Annotated in this window: 12 protein-coding genes, 1 tRNA gene and 1 pseudogene; 9 read left to right on the top strand and 5 right to left on the bottom strand. The window is 42.9% G+C overall.

Features of this window, described 5'->3' with window-relative positions; all coding sequences use genetic code 11:
* Positions 1-25 precede the first annotated feature (25 nt).
* Positions 26-99, top strand: a tRNA-Pro gene (locus ATE34_RS09425).
* Between the two features lie 190 nt (positions 100-289).
* On the opposite strand, the pseudogene ATE34_RS09420 reads toward ATE34_RS09425, so the two are convergent.
* Positions 290-743, bottom strand: a pseudogene (locus tag ATE34_RS09420) (transposase family protein); the annotation flags it as partial.
* 218 nt (positions 744-961) lie between these two features.
* Between ATE34_RS09420 and ATE34_RS09415 the strand changes: the two are divergent.
* From ATE34_RS09415 to ATE34_RS09385, 7 genes are all read left to right on the top strand, one after another.
* A complete protein-coding gene (locus tag ATE34_RS09415; protein WP_084911864.1) occupies positions 962-5,353 on the top strand; it encodes a PolC-type DNA polymerase III in 4,392 nt (1,463 codons plus the stop codon).
* A 23-nt stretch (positions 5,354-5,376) separates the two neighbouring features.
* Positions 5,377-5,529, top strand: a complete 153-nt coding sequence (locus ATE34_RS09410) for a hypothetical protein (RefSeq protein WP_084911862.1) — start codon at positions 5,377-5,379, stop codon at positions 5,527-5,529.
* A 15-nt stretch (positions 5,530-5,544) separates the two neighbouring features.
* Positions 5,545-6,786 carry an aminopeptidase gene (locus ATE34_RS09405; protein WP_084911860.1) on the top strand — a complete coding sequence of 414 codons (1,242 nt, stop codon included), beginning with the start codon at positions 5,545-5,547 and terminating at the stop codon, positions 6,784-6,786.
* 9 nt (positions 6,787-6,795) lie between these two features.
* Positions 6,796-7,026: a GlsB/YeaQ/YmgE family stress response membrane protein gene (locus tag ATE34_RS09400; RefSeq protein ID WP_084911859.1), complete on the top strand. Its 231-nt coding sequence runs from the start codon at positions 6,796-6,798 to the stop codon at positions 7,024-7,026.
* Positions 7,027-7,099: 73 nt separating this feature from the next.
* On the top strand, positions 7,100-7,822 hold the full coding sequence (locus tag ATE34_RS09395) for a pseudouridine synthase (protein WP_084911857.1): 723 nt from the start codon (positions 7,100-7,102) through the stop codon (positions 7,820-7,822).
* A gap of 109 nt (positions 7,823-7,931) precedes the next feature.
* Positions 7,932-9,266, top strand: a complete 1,335-nt coding sequence (gene pepC, locus ATE34_RS09390) for an aminopeptidase C (protein WP_084911855.1) — start codon at positions 7,932-7,934, stop codon at positions 9,264-9,266.
* 168 nt (positions 9,267-9,434) lie between these two features.
* A complete protein-coding gene (locus ATE34_RS09385) occupies positions 9,435-11,663 on the top strand; it encodes an HAD-IC family P-type ATPase (protein ID WP_084911853.1) in 2,229 nt (742 codons plus the stop codon).
* 61 nt (positions 11,664-11,724) lie between these two features.
* On the opposite strand, the gene ATE34_RS09380 is transcribed toward ATE34_RS09385, so the two are convergent.
* From ATE34_RS09380 to ATE34_RS09365, 4 genes are all read right to left on the bottom strand, one after another.
* Complete coding sequence (locus ATE34_RS09380) at positions 11,725-12,636, bottom strand: PTS system mannose/fructose/sorbose family transporter subunit IID (protein WP_038804607.1); 912 nt, start codon at positions 12,634-12,636, stop codon at positions 11,725-11,727.
* Between the two features lie 14 nt (positions 12,637-12,650).
* Positions 12,651-13,463: a PTS mannose/fructose/sorbose transporter subunit IIC gene (locus ATE34_RS09375; RefSeq protein WP_084911851.1), complete on the bottom strand. Its 813-nt coding sequence runs from the start codon at positions 13,461-13,463 to the stop codon at positions 12,651-12,653.
* A gap of 75 nt (positions 13,464-13,538) precedes the next feature.
* Complete coding sequence (locus tag ATE34_RS09370) at positions 13,539-14,528, bottom strand: PTS sugar transporter subunit IIB (RefSeq protein WP_084911849.1); 990 nt, start codon at positions 14,526-14,528, stop codon at positions 13,539-13,541.
* A 282-nt stretch (positions 14,529-14,810) separates the two neighbouring features.
* Positions 14,811-15,623 carry a Cof-type HAD-IIB family hydrolase gene (locus ATE34_RS09365; RefSeq protein WP_084911847.1) on the bottom strand — a complete coding sequence of 271 codons (813 nt, stop codon included), beginning with the start codon at positions 15,621-15,623 and terminating at the stop codon, positions 14,811-14,813.
* A 187-nt stretch (positions 15,624-15,810) separates the two neighbouring features.
* Between ATE34_RS09365 and ATE34_RS09360 the strand changes: the two genes are divergently transcribed.
* A complete protein-coding gene (locus ATE34_RS09360; protein WP_084911845.1) occupies positions 15,811-17,229 on the top strand; it encodes an NCS2 family permease in 1,419 nt (472 codons plus the stop codon).
* Positions 17,230-17,256: the final 27 nt, after the last annotated feature.

The following is a 17,256-nucleotide window of genomic DNA, read 5'->3' as shown; positions in this document are numbered from 1 at the left end:
CTAGGGTGCATTTTTTTATTTAACGCGGGAAGTAGCTCAGCTTGGTAGAGTACTTGGTTTGGGACCAAGGTGTCGCAGGTTCGAATCCTGTCTTCCCGATCGATTACGAGGATACTTAAGGGTATCTTTTTTATATGTGTTAAGGAGATTCTGAGAATCTTCTTTTTTGTGGCTCTTTGTCAACTGTAGTGGGTTGAAGTCAGCTAAGATCGAGAAAGGACGAATTTCGTCCTTTCTTTTTTGATGTTCGGAGTTATGAAAATCATTTCTTGAAGCTGTATTCATCTCAAGACATGTGGGTTGGAAGAAAAGATAAATCTGTCTTGAATTTGAATTCTTTCAATTTACGAATGACTGTCGAAGTAGAGACAGATAGACTTTCTGCAATAGCTGTCATAGGGACTTTCTCGATTAATTTTTGAGTGATTTTCTGGTTGACGATGGTCGCGATTTGGTGATTTTTCTTGACGAGAGAGGTTTCGGCGACCGCTATTTTCGAACACTGATAACACTTAAAACGTCGCTTTCTAAGGAGAATTCTAGTAGGCATACCAGTTGTTTCAAGGTAAGGAATTTTGGAAGTCATATTTCTTCATTTGATTTTCGCAATCAGGACAAGATGGGGCGTCGTAGTCCAGTTTAGTGATGATTTCCTTGTGTGTATCTCTATTAACAACATCCATAATTTGGATATTAGAATCTTTGATATCGAGTAGTCTTGTGATAAAATGTAATGGTTCCATATGATTCTTTCTAATGATGGTTTGGTCGCTTTTCATTATAGATCATATGGGACTTTTTTCTACAACAAAATAGGCTCCATAATATCTATAGGGGATTTACCCACTACAAATATTATAGAGCCGAATTTAGGAAAACTAGCAGGGTTTAAGGAATGGTAGTGGCTATATATTTTCTTTAATTATGGTAAAATAGTAAGAGAATAATGTGAGGAAATTGGATGTCAAGTAAGTTTGAAATTTTAATGAATCAAATAGGAGTCTCTGATCAATTGAGACAGGATCCTGCTCTTGTTAATGCAAGTATTGAGCGTGTTGTGGTTCATAAGATTAGTAAGATTTGGGAATTTCATTTTGTATTTTCTAATATTTTACCGATTGAAATCTTTTTAGAGTTAAAGAAAGGGCTTCGTGAAGAATTTTCTAAGACAGGGAATCAAGCTGTTTTCGAAATCAAAGCTCTTTCTCAAGGATTCTCTAATGAACTCTTGCAGGCCTACTATAGAGAGGCTTTTTCTGAAGGTCCATGTGCAAGTCAGGGGTTTAAATCTCTTTACCAGAATTTAAACGTTCGTGCGGAGGGAAATCAACTCATTATTGAAGGTTCAGAGGCGATTGATAAGGAGCACTTTAAGAAGAATCATCTTCCTAATTTGGCAAAGCAACTCGAAAAGTTCGGTTTTCCAGTTTTTGTATGCCAAATAGAAAAGAATGATGCTCTTACACAAGAGCAGGAGAAAGCCTTCCATACGGAGAATGAACAGATTGTTCAAGCTGCCAATGAGGAAGCACTTCGAGCTATGGAGCAATTGGAACAAATGGCTCCTCCTCCAGTAGAAGAGAAGCCAGCCTTTGATTTTCAGGCTAAAAAGGCTATGGCCAAGCCTAAACTAGATAAGGCTGAAGTTACCCAGATGATTGACGTGACGACTGAGGAAAATCGTCTGGTCTTTGAAGGAGTCGTTTTTGATGTGGAACATAAAGTGACCAGAACTGGTCGCGTTTTGATCAATTTTAAAATGACGGATTACACTTCAAGTTTTTCAATGCAAAAATGGGTTAAGAATGAGGAAGAGGCTCAGAAGTTTGACATCATTAAGAAGAATTCTTGGCTCCGAGTTCGTGGGAATGTGGAGATGAATAACTTCACACGTGATTTGACCATGAACGTGCAGGATGTGCAGGAAGTTGTTCACTATGAGCGGAAGGATTTGATGCCAGAAGGTGAGCGTCGGGTTGAGTTTCATGCTCATACAAATATGTCGACTATGGATGCTCTACCAGAGGTAGAGGAGATCGTTGCGACAGCTGCTAAGTGGGGGCACAAGGCGGTTGCCATCACGGACCATGGGAATGTCCAGTCCTTCCCACATGGCTACAAGGCAGCTAAGAAAGCTGGAATTCAGCTAATCTATGGAATGGAAGCCAATATTGTGGAAGACCGTGTCCCTATCGTCTATAACGAAGTGGAGATGGACTTGTCAGAAGCGACCTATGTGGTTTTTGACGTGGAAACGACGGGACTTTCAGCCATCTATAATGATTTGATTCAGGTTGCGGCCTCTAAGATGTATAAGGGAAATGTTATTGCCGAATTTGATGAATTTATCAATCCCGGGCATCCCTTGTCAGCCTTTACTACTGAGTTGACAGGTATTACAGATGATCATGTCAAAAATGCTAAACCACTGGAACAAGTTTTGCAAGAATTCCAAGAATTTTGCAAGGATACAGTCTTAGTCGCCCACAATGCTACCTTTGACGTTGGTTTTATGAATGCCAACTATGAGCGTCATGGTCTGCCTAAGATTAGCCAGCCAGTCATCGATACGCTGGAGTTTGCTAGAAATCTCTATCCTGAGTATAAACGTCATGGTTTGGGGCCTTTGACTAAGCGTTTTGGTGTAGCACTTGAACACCACCACATGGCCAACTACGATGCGGAAGCTACTGGTCGTTTGCTTTTCATCTTTATCAAAGAGGTAGCAGAAAAACATGGTGTGACTGATTTAGCTAGACTCAACATTGATTTGATTAGTCCAGATTCTTATAAAAAAGCTCGGATCAAGCATGCGACTATTTATGTCAAGAATCAGGTAGGTCTAAAAAATATCTTTAAACTGGTTTCTTTGTCCAATACCAAGTACTTTGAAGGAGTACCACGGATACCGAGAACAGTTCTAGATGCCCATCGAGAAGGATTGATTTTAGGGTCAGCTTGCTCTGAGGGTGAAGTTTTTGATGCTGTCGTTTCCCAAGGTGTGGATGCGGCGGTCGAGGTGGCCAAGTATTATGACTTTATCGAGGTCATGCCACCAGCTATATATGCTCCTTTGATTGCTAAAGAGCAGGTCAAGGATATGGAGGAACTTCAGACTATTATCAAGAGTTTGATAGAGGTTGGGGACCGTCTTGACAAGCCTGTTCTAGCTACGGGAAATGTCCACTATATCGAACCGGAAGAAGAGATTTACCGTGAAATTATCGTCCGTAGTTTGGGACAGGGGGCTATGATTAACCGGACCATTGGTCACGGTGAACATGCCCAGCCAGCTCCTCTTCCCAAGGCTCATTTTAGAACGACTATTGAGATGTTGGATGAATTTGCTTTCTTGGGAGAAGATTTAGCACGCAAATTAGTCATTGAAAACACCAATGCCTTGGCAGATATCTTTGAACCTGTTGAGGTTGTTAAGGGTGACTTGTACACACCTTTCATTGACAAGGCGGAAGAAACGGTCGCCGAGCTGACCTACAAGAAAGCTTTTGAGATTTATGGAAATCCGCTGCCAGATATCGTTGATTTACGGATTGAAAAAGAATTAACTTCCATTCTGGGGAATGGATTTGCCGTGATTTATCTGGCTTCCCAGATGTTAGTGCAACGTTCCAATGAACGGGGCTACTTGGTGGGTTCTCGTGGGTCTGTTGGTTCCAGTTTTGTTGCGACCATGATTGGGATTACGGAGGTTAATCCACTCTCTCCTCATTATGTTTGTGGTCAGTGTCAGTATAGTGAGTTTATCACGGATGGTTCTTACGGTTCAGGTTTTGATATGCCTAATAAGGACTGTCCAAACTGTGGTCATAAACTTAGCAAAAATGGACAGGATATTCCTTTCGAGACCTTCCTTGGTTTTGATGGAGACAAGGTTCCTGATATTGACTTGAACTTCTCGGGAGAAGACCAGCCTAGTGCTCACTTGGATGTACGTGATATCTTTGGTGAAGAATATGCCTTCCGTGCAGGAACGGTTGGTACGGTAGCTGCTAAGACTGCCTATGGATTTGTAAAGGGCTATGAGAGAGACTATGGGAAGTTTTATCGTGATGCAGAGGTGGAACGTCTTGCCCAAGGTGCTGCCGGTGTCAAGCGGACAACAGGACAACACCCGGGAGGAATCGTTGTTATTCCTAACTACATGGATGTTTACGACTTTACGCCTGTCCAGTATCCAGCGGATGACGTGACGGCTGAATGGCAGACGACTCACTTTAACTTCCACGATATCGATGAGAACGTCCTCAAACTCGATGTGCTGGGGCATGATGATCCGACCATGATTCGGAAACTGCAGGACTTGTCTGGGATTGATCCTAATGAAATTCCTATGGATGATGAAGGTGTCATGGCCCTCTTTTCTGGGACTGATGTGCTTGGGGTGACGCCGGAGCAAATTGGAACTCCGACAGGGATGCTGGGAATTCCAGAGTTTGGCACCAACTTTGTACGTGGGATGGTAGATGAGACGCATCCTACGACCTTTGCGGAGTTGCTTCAGCTGTCTGGTCTGTCCCACGGTACCGATGTGTGGTTGGGAAATGCCCAGGATCTGATCAAGCAAGGAATTGCGGACCTATCAACTGTTATCGGTTGTCGGGACGATATCATGGTTTACCTCATGCATGCAGGTCTCGAACCTAAGATGGCCTTTACTATCATGGAACGGGTGCGTAAAGGCATGTGGCTAAAGATTTCCGAAGAGGAGCGAAATGGCTATATCGAGGCTATGAAGGCCAATAAGGTGCCAGAGTGGTATATAGAGTCCTGTGGGAAAATCAAATATATGTTCCCTAAAGCTCACGCGGCAGCCTACGTTATGATGGCCTTGCGTGTGGCCTACTTCAAGGTTCACCATCCCATTTATTACTACTGTGCTTATTTCTCAATCCGTGCCAAGGCTTTTGATATCAAGACCATGGGGGCGGGTTTGGATGCCATCAAGCGCAAGATGCAAGAAATTGCTGAAAAGCGGAAGAACAATGAAGCCTCTAATGTGGAAATTGACCTCTATACAACTCTTGAGATTGTCAATGAAATGTGGGAACGTGGTTTCAAGTTTGGCAAACTCGATCTCTACCGTAGTCAGGCAACAGAGTTCCTCATCGATGGGGATACCCTCATTCCGCCATTTGTAGCAATGGATGGTCTGGGAGAGAACGTTGCCAAGCAATTGGTGCGCGCTCGTCAAGAGGGAGAATTCCTCTCTAAAACCGAACTACGTAAGCGTGGTGGACTTTCCTCAACTTTAGTTGAAAAGATGGATGAAATGGGAATTCTCGGCAATATGCCAGAGGATAACCAGTTGAGTCTGTTTGATGATTTGTTTTAAGAATTAGAACGGAGAACATCTTTATGAAATTTAGAATCTTTGCGGAAGACAAACCAGCTGAAAAGGTTTTTGACTATCAGCTAGAGCTGGCAGATGAAACAATTATCCTATCGACAGTGCTTCTGTCGGGTGCCATTGCTTTAGCAGGATTGTTTTCTGCTTTAAAAGAAAAATAGAAAAGGAAGAATAGAATGGTTTTACCAAATTTTAAAGAAAATCTAGAAAAATATGCGAAATTATTGGTTGCGAACGGAATTAATGTACAACCTGGTCACACCTTGGCTCTCTCTATCGATGTGGAGCAACGCGAGTTGGCTCATCTGATCGTGAAGGAAGCCTATGCCTTGGGTGCTCATGAGGTCATCGTTCAGTGGACAGATGATGTCATCAACCGTGAGAAATTCCTCCACGCGCCGATGGAGCGTCTAGACAATGTGCCAGAATACAAAATTGCTGAGATGAACTATCTCTTGGAGAACAAGGCTAGCCGTCTTGGAGTTCGCTCATCTGATCCAGGTGCCTTGAACGGAGTGGATGCTGACAAACTATCAGCTTCTGCAAAAGCGATGGGACTGGCTATGAAGCCGATGCGCATCGCAACTCAATCCAACAAGGTTAGCTGGACAGTGGCGGCCGCTGCTGGACTTGAATGGGCTAAGAAAGTCTTTCCAAATGCTGCGAGCGATGAAGAAGCAGTCGATCTCCTTTGGAACCAAATCTTCAAAACTTGCCGTGTCTACGAAGAAGATCCTGTTAAAGCTTGGGAAGAGCATGCAGCCATCCTCAAGAGCAAGGCAGAAATGCTCAATAAGGAGCAATTCTCAGCCCTCCATTATACAGCGCCAGGAACAGATTTGACCCTTGGTTTGCCTAAAAACCACGTTTGGGAATCAGCAGGAGCGATTAATGCTCAAGGCGAAGGATTCTTGCCAAATATGCCGACAGAGGAAGTCTTCACAGCGCCTGACTTCCGTCGCGCAGATGGTTATGTGACCTCTACAAAACCACTTAGCTACAATGGAAATATTATCGAAGGTATTAAGGTGACCTTTAAGGATGGACAAATCGTGGATATTTCAGCTGAGAAAGGGGATCAAGTTATGAAAGACCTTGTCTTTGAAAATGCGGGCGCGCGTGCCTTGGGGGAATGTGCCTTGGTCCCAGATCCAAGTCCAATTTCTCAGTCAGGCATTACCTTCTTTAATACCCTTTTCGATGAGAATGCGTCAAACCACTTGGCTATCGGCGCTGCCTATGCGACTAGCGTCGTTGGTGGGGCAGAGATGAGCGAAGAAGAGCTTGAAGCTGCAGGACTTAACCGCTCAGATGTTCACGTGGACTTTATGATTGGTTCTAGTCAAATGGATATCGATGGTATCCGTGAGAATGGAACACGAGTGCCACTCTTCCGTAATGGAGACTGGGTAATTTAAGGAGTAATGATGCTGGGAAGTATGTTTGTTGGTCTCCTAGTGGGACTATTGGCAGGCGCTTTGACCAATCGCGGAGAGAGCATGGGATGCTTTGGGAAGATGTTTCTCGGCTGGATTGGAGCCTTTTTGGGACAATTGCTCTTTGGTACCTGGGGGCCAAGCTTAAACGGTACAGCCATTATTCCAGCAGTTCTCGGTGCCATGATTGTCTTAGCTATCTTCTGGGACAGAGGAAGTTAGCTTTCCGACTCTGAAAAGGAAAGGAGGTTGGTCACTTGGGCTAGCCTCCTTTTGAGTATGATATAATAGTTTTATGAGATTAGATAAATTTTTAGTTGCCTGCGCTGTGGGAAGCCGGACAGAGGTCAAAAACTTGCTCAAGTCTGGGCGCGTGACGGTAAATGGTAAAAAAGAAAAATCAGCAAAGCTACAAATAAATGAAGAAAAAGATGAGATTCACTTTGATGGTCAAGTGCTAGAGTACGAGGAGTTTGTTTACTACATGATGAACAAGCCCCAAGGAGTCATTTCGGCGACTGAAGATCCCAAGCATAGAACTGTTTTAGACTTGTTAGATGACTATGCTCGCGCCAAGGAAGTCTTTCCAGTGGGGCGCTTGGATATTGATACCCATGGTCTTTTGCTTTTGACTAATGATGGTCAACTGGCTCATGCCCTTCTTTCACCCAAACGTCATGTGGATAAAACTTACTTGGCTCAGGTCAAGGGGATTATGACCCAAGAAGATGTGGAAACATTTGCCAAGGGCATTTCTATCAAAGACTTTACCTGCCAGCCTGCTAGACTGGAGCTTGTTTCTACAGATACAGAAAAGAATCAAAGTTTGGTTCGTGTAACCATTGCAGAAGGGAAGTTCCATCAGGTCAAGCGTATGGTATCCTACTGTGGCAAGGAAGTAGTGGACCTACAACGTTTGACGATGGGAACTTTAGCTTTGGACGAGAATTTAGAACGAGGAGAATGGCGTCGTCTGACCAAGGAGGAGTTAGAGGTTCTCCTTGCGAGTATTGTTTAATTTGATTTATTTTAGAAAAGGCGAGGAGAATGTCCTTGCCTTTTTATGTTTTCAGTTGCTTCCTTTGTGAAAAGAGTTATAATAGACAGTAGAATAAAAGGAGGAATCTATGAACGCGATTCAAGAATCATTTACTGATAAACTATTTGCTAACTATGAAGCAAATATCAAATACCAAGCGATTGAAAATGCTGCCAGCCACAACGGAATTTTTGCAGCCCTAGAACGTCGCCAAAGTCATGTAGACAATGCACCTGTTTTCTCATTAGATTTGACCAAGGACAAGGTTACTAACCAGAAAGCGTCTGGTCGTTGTTGGATGTTTGCAGCTCTCAACACTTTCCGTCACAAACTCATCTCTCAATACAAATTGGAAAACTTTGAATTGTCACAAGCCCACACTTTCTTCTGGGACAAGTATGAAAAATCTAACTGGTTCTTGGAGCAAGTCATTGCGACTGCAGACCAAGAATTGACGAGCCGCAAGGTTAGCTTCCTACTCCAAACACCTCAACAAGACGGTGGACAGTGGGATATGGTCGTTGCCCTCTTTGAGAAATATGGTGTCGTTCCTAAGTCTGTTTATCCTGAGTCTGTTTCATCTAGCAGCAGCCGTGAGCTAAATGCTATTCTCAACAAATTGCTTCGCCAAGATGCTCAAATCTTGCGTGACTTGATCACTTCTGGTGCAGACCAAGCGACTGTTCAAGCTAAGAAAGAAGACCTCTTGCAAGAAATCTTTAACTTCCTTGCTATGTCACTAGGGCTTCCACCACGTAAATTTGACTTTGCTTATCGTGACAAGGATGATAACTACCAAAGTGAAAAGGGCATTACACCACAAGAATTTTACAAAAAATATGTTGACCTTCCTCTAGAAGACTACGTTTCTGTTATCAATGCTCCGACTGCTGATAAACCTTATGGCAAATCTTACACAGTTGAGATGTTAGGAAATGTGGTTGGTAGCCGTGCAGTTCGCTACATCAACGTTCCAATGGAACGCTTGAAGAAATTGGCGATTGCCCAAATGCAAACAGGAGAAACTGTTTGGTTTGGTTCAGATGTAGGCCAGCTCAGCAACCGCAAAGCAGGAATCCTTGCGACAGATGTTTATGACTTTGAATCAAGCATGGACATTCAACTCACTCAAGACAAAGCTGGACGTTTGGACTATAGCGAAAGCTTGATGACCCACGCCATGGTCTTGACAGGTGTGGACTTGGACGAAAATGGCAAGTCAACCAAGTGGAAGGTTGAAAACTCATGGGGAGACAAGGTCGGTACCGATGGGTACTTTGTTGCTTCAGACGCTTGGATGGACGAATACACTTACCAAATCGTTGTTCGCAAAGAATTGCTGACAGCAGAAGAACAAGCTGCTTATGAAGCAGAACCAATCGTGCTCGCACCTTGGGATCCAATGGGTGCCTTGGCGGAATAAAGCATAAAGAAAAAAGGTTAGGGGAATCCTAGCCTCTTTTTTTCAAGCAATTTCTTAAAGTGGTGATAGATAATGCTTGCCAAGTAACTCCTTCTTAGTTTAAGTCTTTAAGTGACAGAGGAAAAGATATGTATTATTATAGTAGTACAAAAGTATATTGGAGTAGAAATGAAGTATTTAAGCAGCCAAGACATCAAGGATCGTCAACGAAACATCAGTGATATTAAACCTTATAAAACAACCAAGGAAATCGTCGTTTCAAATATCTTTACCTTCTTTAATGCCATGAACTTGGCTCTGGCAGTTCTGGTAGCCACAACCTTGCGATTTGAGAACATGCTCTTTTTAGGTGTGATTGCTATCAATACAGCCATTGGGATTTTCCAAGAAGTGCGTTCAAAAAATGCCTTGGAAAAGCTAAGTTTGCTCGGTAAAAGTAAGTACAGAGTCAATCGAGATGGTCAAACGATTGAGGTTGCTCCAGAGGACATCGTACTGGGCGAGTATCTGCATCTCAATCTGGGGGATCAGGTGCCTGTCGATGCAGAAGTTCTTGAAGGGAATATTGAAGTGGATGAGTCCTTGCTGACGGGTGAGAGTGATTCGGTCTTTAAAACAGTTGGTGACAAGCTGATGAGCGGAAGCAATGTTGTCAGCGGTACTTGTCTGGTCCTTGCTACAGCTGTGGGTCCCGATAGTTATATCAACAAACTTGCAAAATCCAGCAAGGAATTCAAAAAATACCCTTCTCAACTACGCGATTACATGGATAAGATTTTAAAAATCGTTTCCATCTTGCTGGTGCCAGTTGCCATTCTGCTCTATGTCAGAGGTTTTAGTCTAGGACGATCTTATGTTGAAATTGTCTTGGGAAGTTCAGGCGCTTTGGTCGGCATGATTCCAGAGGGGTTGATTCTCCTGGTCAGTGTATCTCTGGCGGTAGCGGCCATGAAGCTGGCTAAAAAGAAGGTTCTGGTGCAGGAGCTATACTGTGTGGAGACCTTGGCGCGTGTAGATGTTCTTTGTTTTGATAAGACTGGAACCATCACGACTGGTAATATGAAGGTCCAAGAAATAGATGATAAGCTAGCAGAGAAACTGTCTTCGTATCTGGCTTATTTTGAGGACGAAAATGCGACGTCGCGGGCTCTGAAGACTTACTTAACCTGTGAGAAAAAGTGGGACGTTCAAGAAGTTGGTGCCTTTTCAAGTAAAAACAAGTATTCCTTTGTTCAAGTAAAAGACGGTGGAACCTATTTCTTCGGGGCTTATGAGTTTCTCGGCTTTACCCAAGCGATGGATCCTTACTATGAACATCTAAAACAGCAAGGTTTTCGAATCTTATCGCTTGCTCATAGCAAGGACCAGATTACAAGCCCAGACGATATGGAACTATTAGGGCATGTCGTTCTGTCAGATGAGATCACGGATAATACCAAGGAAACCTTTGACTATTTCGAGTCACAAGGTGTTGAAGTGAAGATTATCAGTGGGGATAATCATGTGGCTGTATATGGGGTTGCTCGTAAGGCAGGATTTAAAGAATCAGCGCGAGCAATTGATATGACCAAGGTGAGTGATGAGGACTTTGAAAGAGTGGTCTTGGAACATGACATCTTTGGACGCGTGACTCCTGAGCAGAAAGAAAAGATGGTGACCGTTTTGCAAAATGCTGGTAAAACAGTTGCCATGAGCGGTGATGGAGTCAATGATGTTCTGGCCCTCAAGAAAGCAGACATCAGTTTCGCTATGAATGGTGCTACCAGCGCAGCCAAAAGCGTCTCCAACATCGTCTTTCTCACTGATGATTTTGCAGTATTTTATGATATCTTGATGGAAGGACGCCGTGTCATCAATAACATCCAAAAGGTCGCCTCTCTCTTTCTAACAAAGACCTTCTTCTCTATCGTGTTTGCGATTTTGAGTGTGATATTTGGTTTGGAATTTGCCTTTATCCCCATTCAGTTTACAATCATTTCAGCCATTACGATTGGGATTCCATCCTTCTTCCTAACCTTTGAGTCCAATAATGAAAAGGTCAGCACACATTTTATGCGAGATATTTTGACCAATGCTGCGATTGGTGGAGGCATTCTAGTTGCTAGTGTTCTCCTGACTAACTTCTTTATCACTGTCCCAGGTCAGGTCAAATTTATTTGCTTCCTCCTTGCTTTGATCAATGGTCTATGTCTGGTTGCCAAGGTCAGCCTGCCCTTTAATCGATATAAACTGGTCTTGCTCGCGTTTTTGAGCCTTGCAGCCCTTTTAGGAGCGCTTGCCAATACTTTTATCCTGCAAGGAGCTTTTGTGCCTTTAGAAACCAGCCAAGTCGTCTATGTAGCCATCCTAGCAGTGGTGATTGGGGGCTTGCATTATCTGACTAGGAGAAAAAGTTGATACACAAAAAGAATCAGGTTTAATCCTGATTCTTTTTTATCTATATTCTCGATGGCTTGGATTACATGATACCGAAGAAACGAGCTGCGATACCTACTGCAAAGAGCGCAAGAATGATTGTGATTGGTGATACTTTTTTCTTAAGCAACCACATGCAGAGGAAAGTAAGGAGAAGTCCCATCAATCCTGGGATCAATGAGTTCAACTGGCCTTGAAGAGTTTGTGGTTGAATCTTATCTAAGCTCAATCCACCAAGTGCTTGACCAAGGATACCTTTCAATTCAGCACCTGATACAGGACCTTCTGGGAAGTTGATGTAGGCACCTTCAGCCAATTGTTTACCTGGAAGGTTCACAGTAAAGTTGATAGACACCCAACGTTGTACAAGAACGGCAAGGATGAACATACCAAGGATAGATGCTCCTTTAGTGATGTCTTTCAAGATACCACCAGACATGTCTTTAGTGATTTCAGATCCAGCTTTGTAACCGAACTCTTGTGTGTACCATAGGAAGGCCATACGGATAGCATTCCATCCGAAGAAGAAGAGAAGGGGACCAACAAGGTTACCAGATGCAGCAAGTGATGCACCAAGGGCTCCAAGGATAGGACGAACTGTAAACCAGAAAACTGGGTCACCGATACCAGCAAGAGGTCCCATCATACCAATCTTAACCCCTTGGATAGCCGCGTCGTCGATTTCAACACCGTTAGCGCGTTCTTCTTCAAGTGCAAGAGTAACTCCCATGATTGGAGCAGCGACGTATGGGTGAGTGTTGAAGAACTCAAGGTGACGCTCAAGAGCAGCCGCTTGGTCTTCTTTTTTAGTGTACAATTTTTTGATAGCTGGGATCAATGAGTAAGCCCAACCCAAGTTTTGCATACGTTCGTAGTTCCAAGAACCTTGAAGGAATTGTGAACGCCACCAAACTTTTTGACGATCTGATTTTGATAATTGAATTTTTTCAGCCATGATTGTTCCCCTTTCTAGTAGTCTTCTAGGATATCACCGATTGGGTCGTTAGAAGTCGCAGCTCCGCCGCCACCGTTTCCACCTTGTTTTGAAAGGTTAAGGTAGATGAAGGCAAGGGCAACACCGATGACACCAAGGGCAATCAAAGTCAATTGTGAAATCGCTGCAAGAGCAAAACCGATGGCGAAGAATGGCCATACTTCACGAGTTGCCATCATGTTGATAACCATAGCGTAACCAACGGCAACGACCATAGCACCACCGACAGCCATACCACCATTCAACCAGTCTGGCATCAATTTAAGAGCATCTTGAACGGCAGAAGCTGGGATAGCGATAAGGAAGGCAGCAGGGATTGCAATACGAAGACCTTGAAGAAGAAGGGCGATAAAGTGAGCACGTTCAACAGCCGCAATATTTCCGTCTTTAGCAGCAGCATCAGCAGTGTGAACCAAAGCAACTGAGATTGTACGAACAATCATAGTCAAGAAAAGTCCAGCTACGGCAAGAGGGATAGCTGTTGCTGTTGCAACGGCGATACCTTCAGTAGTAAAGTTACCACCTTTGATTAAGATGATTGCTGCGGCAACAGAGGCAAGAGCAGCGTCAGGAGCTACGGCAGCTCCGATGTTTGCCCAACCAAGGGCGATCATTTGAAGAGATCCACCAAGCATAACACCTGCTTCGAGGTTACCAGTTGCAAGTCCGATAAGGGTACATGCGACGATTGGTTGATGGAATTGGAATTGGTCGAGGATACCTTCAAGACCTGCAAGGAAGGCAACAACTACAACCAAGATAGCAGAAATGATTGAAATATCTGACATGGTTTTATTCCTTTTCTATTTAGTTTTAATAAAGTATTTAATCCTGTTTTCAAAAATGATAGAAACAGATTAAAATTATTGAACGTTTGCTTTCTTAATCAAGTCAAACAAATCTTTTTTCGTGTCGTTTGGTACTTTACGTACGTCAAATTCAACACCGAGGTCACGCATTTTTTCAAAGGTTGCAACGTCTTCTTTGTCCATAGACAAAACGTTGTTGATCATTGTTTTACCTGTTGAGTGAGCCATAGAACCAACGTTAAGGGTCTTGATTGGCACGCCACCTTCGATAGCACGAAGTGCATCTTGTGGAGTTTCAAACAAGATAAGGGCATGAGTTTCGCCGAAACGTGGGTCTTTTGCAACGTCGATCAATTTCTGGATTGGGACAACGTTAGCTTTTACTCCGTTTGGAGCTGCTTGTTTAATCAATTCTTTACGCAATTCGTCGTTTGCAACGTTGTCTGAAGCAACGATGATACGGTCTGCTTTTGAATCAGGAGTCCAAGCAGTGGCAACCTGACCGTGAAGGAGACGAGTGTCTAGACGAGCAAGGTTGATTTTCAGTTTACCGTCACCGATAACTGTTCCTTCTGGAATAGCAGCTTGGGCAACTGGAGTAGCTGCAGCAGTTGCAACTTCCTCAACTGGGTTAAGCTCTTCTGGAAGAGCCTTGATGCCATCTTTGGCTTCTTTAATGATATTCGCAGCGACTTTATCCACACCTGCATTCGCGTCCATAAGGCGCTCTGTGTAGGCTTGGATCAACATCGGCAAGTTCAGTCCTGTGATGATGGCAAACTTACGTTCTGGATTTTCTCCCATTACGCGGCTAGCTTGGTTGAATGGAGATCCACTCCAAAGGTCAGCCAATACTAGAACCTCATCTTCTGCGTCAAATGCAGCCACAGCGTTGTTGAATTTAGCGTAAAGGTCATCTGGACCTTCATTTGGCATAAAGGTTACAACTTGAACCTTTTCTTGTTCACCAAAGATCATAGATCCTGACTGATGAATACCCGCAGCAAATTCGCCGTGGCTCGCAATAATGATTCCGATACTCATTATTGTCATTCCTCCTTATAAAATGTTTGACTATATGTTTAAGAAAACTTTAAGCCTAACTTTAAGTATAAACCGTTTTCATATAAAAATCAACTACTTTTTCGAAAATTGTAAAAGTTTTCAATGAAAATAGGCTTACAAAATGTTAATATATAGATAATTTTAAAAAATATATGAAAATAGCAATAGAAAATTTAATATAAAAATACTGAAAATGAGTTACCTTTATGAAAATAGAATGAAAATAAAAAAGAAAAGATTGCAGGGCAGCAATCCTCCTTTTTATAGGAATAAAGTTTGTAAAGCGTGGGCTACCCCGTCTTCTTCGTTGGTCAGAGGAAGTTGCTCGTCTGCATATGGAAGGAGAGCAGGATTGGCGTTTTTCATAGCATATCCCTTGCCTGCAAATGCCAACATTTCCGTATCATTATGCTCATCACCAAAGGCGATTAAGTCTTTTTTATCACGATTCATAACATTGAGCAAGTACTCTAGAGCAAAGGCTTTGTTTACCCCCTTGGGTGTACATTCGAGGATGTTGAGAGGGCCACCCCAGGTATTGATAGCTAGTTGATGCTGATAAAAACGATTCATCTCGTCTGCTAGAGCGTATTTGTCCTCAACCCCTGTTTGCAAGAGAATGCAGTTAGGATTCTTGGTTACTCGTTCGGGTTTGAATTGATTTTCCGGTTGGAAGTTCTCTACACCAAATAGTTTAGGGTCCGCAATTTCTTCATTCGGAGCTGTAATGTAAAATTTCTTACGGTATTCTCCTGCAATAAAGTCGGCCTGAATATCCTCTTTACGTTTGACCATATCTAGGAGATATTTTTTGTCCAAGGTTAAGCATCTTTCGTGCTCCCAAGTCTGTCCTGGTAGATGGGTGAGGGAACCATTAAAGTTAATCATAGGAGTATGTAGCTCTAGTTCGCGGTAGAAGTCTTTTGCCATGCGATACGGACGCCCTGTCGTGATGATGACATGGTGTCCTTTTTCTGAAATTTTTTTGATTGTCTCTTTGGTGAAATCGGAGAGCTTGCTTTCGCTATTAAGCAGGGTTCCGTCCAAATCGACTGCAATAATTTTTTTAGTCATATAAACCTTCCTAGTCGTTTCCAGATAAGATGTCTACTATTATATCAAAAAGAAAGAAGAAAAGCAGACAAGAACAAAAAACTCAGTCGCTTTGATTTATTAAATAAATCAAACAAACATATTGAAAAGGTGAATGATAAATGATATAATACTCATATTGTTCGTAAAAAATAAAAGGAGATTAAAGATGGACAAACTATTTAAACTAAAAGAGAACGGGACGGACGTTCGTACGGAGGTTCTCGCTGGTTTAACAACTTTCTTTGCAATGAGTTACATTCTCTTTGTAAACCCACAAATGCTTGCGCAGACAGGGATGCCTGCTCAAGGTGTCTTCCTAGCAACGATTATTGGTGCAGTAGCTGGTACCCTGATGATGGCCTTCTATGCGAACCTGCCATACGCTCAAGCACCAGGTATGGGACTCAATGCCTTCTTTACCTTTACAGTCGTATTTGGGCTTGGTTATTCATGGCAAGAAGCCTTGGCTATGGTCTTTATCTGTGGGATTATTTCGCTAATCATTACCTTAACAAATGTTCGTAAAATGATTATTGAATCCATTCCCAATGCGCTTCGTTCGGCTATTTCAGCAGGTATCGGTGTCTTCCTTGCCTATGTAGGGATTAAGAATGCTGGCCTTTTGAAATTCTCTATTGATCCAGGAAGTTATACAGTTGCTGGTGAGGGTGCTGATAAGGCCCAAGCAGCCATTACAGCAAACTCTTCAGCAGTTCCAGGTCTGGTTAGCTTTAATAATCCGGCTGTTTTAGTAGCTATTGCAGGTTTGGCTATTACGATTTTCTTTGTTATTAAGGGCATCAAGGGAGGAATCATTCTTTCTATCTTAACAACGACAGTTCTTGCTATCGCTGTTGGTTTGGTTGATGTATCAAGCATTGATTTTTCTAATAACCATGTAGGTGCAGCCTTTGAAGATTTGAAGACAATCTTTGGTGCAGCACTTGGCTCACAAGGATTGGGTGCTATAATCTCAGACACTGCTCGTCTACCGGAAACACTTATGGCTATTCTGGCCTTCTCGTTGACAGATATTTTTGACACAATTGGTACCTTGATTGGTACAGGTGAAAAAGTCGGTATCGTAGCGACAAATGGTGAAAATCACCAATCAGATAAGTTGGATAAGGCTCTTTACTCTGACTTGATTGGTACTTCGATTGGTGCCATCGCAGGTACTTCAAACGTGACAACCTATGTTGAGTCTGCAGCGGGTATCGGTGCGGGTGGACGTACTGGTTTGACTGCCTTGGTAGTTGCGGTTTGTTTTGCAATTTCAAGTTTCTTTAGTCCACTTTTGGCAATTGTTCCATCAGCTGCGACGGCTCCAATTTTGATTATCGTTGGGATTATGATGCTCGGTAGCTTGAAAAACATCCATTGGGATGATATGGCTGAAGCTGTCCCTGCCTTCTTTACGTCTATCTTCATGGGATTCAGCTACTCTATCACACAAGGGATTGCAGTTGGTTTCTTGACTTATACGTTAACAAAAGTTGTCAAAGGTCAAGCCAAGGATGTGCACGCGATGATTTGGATTTTGGATGCCTTGTTTATCCTTAACTATATCAGTATGGCGCTTTAAATGATATAATAATAAGAAAGGGGATCC

The sequence above is a fragment of the Streptococcus oralis subsp. tigurinus genome (assembly GCF_002093545.1).
Lineage (GTDB): Bacteria > Bacillota > Bacilli > Lactobacillales > Streptococcaceae > Streptococcus > Streptococcus oralis_C.
This window is presented reverse-complemented; position numbering and strand designations above follow the sequence as displayed.

Bases quoted from the DNA above. Each gene is read 5' to 3' on its own strand.
- ATE34_RS09395 (WP_084911857.1), top strand. From the start codon at position 7,100: ATGAGATTAGATAAATTTTTAGTTGCCTGCGCTGTGGGAAGCCGGACA.
- ATE34_RS09385 (WP_084911853.1), top strand. From the start codon at position 9,435: ATGAAGTATTTAAGCAGCCAAGACATCAAGGATCGTCAACGAAACATC.
- ATE34_RS09400 (WP_084911859.1), top strand. From the start codon at position 6,796: ATGCTGGGAAGTATGTTTGTTGGTCTCCTAGTGGGACTATTGGCAGGC.
- ATE34_RS09380 (WP_038804607.1), bottom strand. From the start codon at position 12,636: ATGGCTGAAAAAATTCAATTATCAAAATCAGATCGTCAAAAAGTTTGG.
- ATE34_RS09365 (WP_084911847.1), bottom strand. From the start codon at position 15,623: ATGACTAAAAAAATTATTGCAGTCGATTTGGACGGAACCCTGCTTAAT.
- pepC (WP_084911855.1), top strand. From the start codon at position 7,932: ATGAACGCGATTCAAGAATCATTTACTGATAAACTATTTGCTAACTAT.
- ATE34_RS09410 (WP_084911862.1), top strand. From the start codon at position 5,377: ATGAAATTTAGAATCTTTGCGGAAGACAAACCAGCTGAAAAGGTTTTT.
- ATE34_RS09415 (WP_084911864.1), top strand. From the start codon at position 962: ATGTCAAGTAAGTTTGAAATTTTAATGAATCAAATAGGAGTCTCTGAT.
- ATE34_RS09405 (WP_084911860.1), top strand. From the start codon at position 5,545: ATGGTTTTACCAAATTTTAAAGAAAATCTAGAAAAATATGCGAAATTA.
- ATE34_RS09375 (WP_084911851.1), bottom strand. From the start codon at position 13,463: ATGTCAGATATTTCAATCATTTCTGCTATCTTGGTTGTAGTTGTTGCC.
- ATE34_RS09360 (WP_084911845.1), top strand. From the start codon at position 15,811: ATGGACAAACTATTTAAACTAAAAGAGAACGGGACGGACGTTCGTACG.
- ATE34_RS09370 (WP_084911849.1), bottom strand. From the start codon at position 14,528: ATGAGTATCGGAATCATTATTGCGAGCCACGGCGAATTTGCTGCGGGT.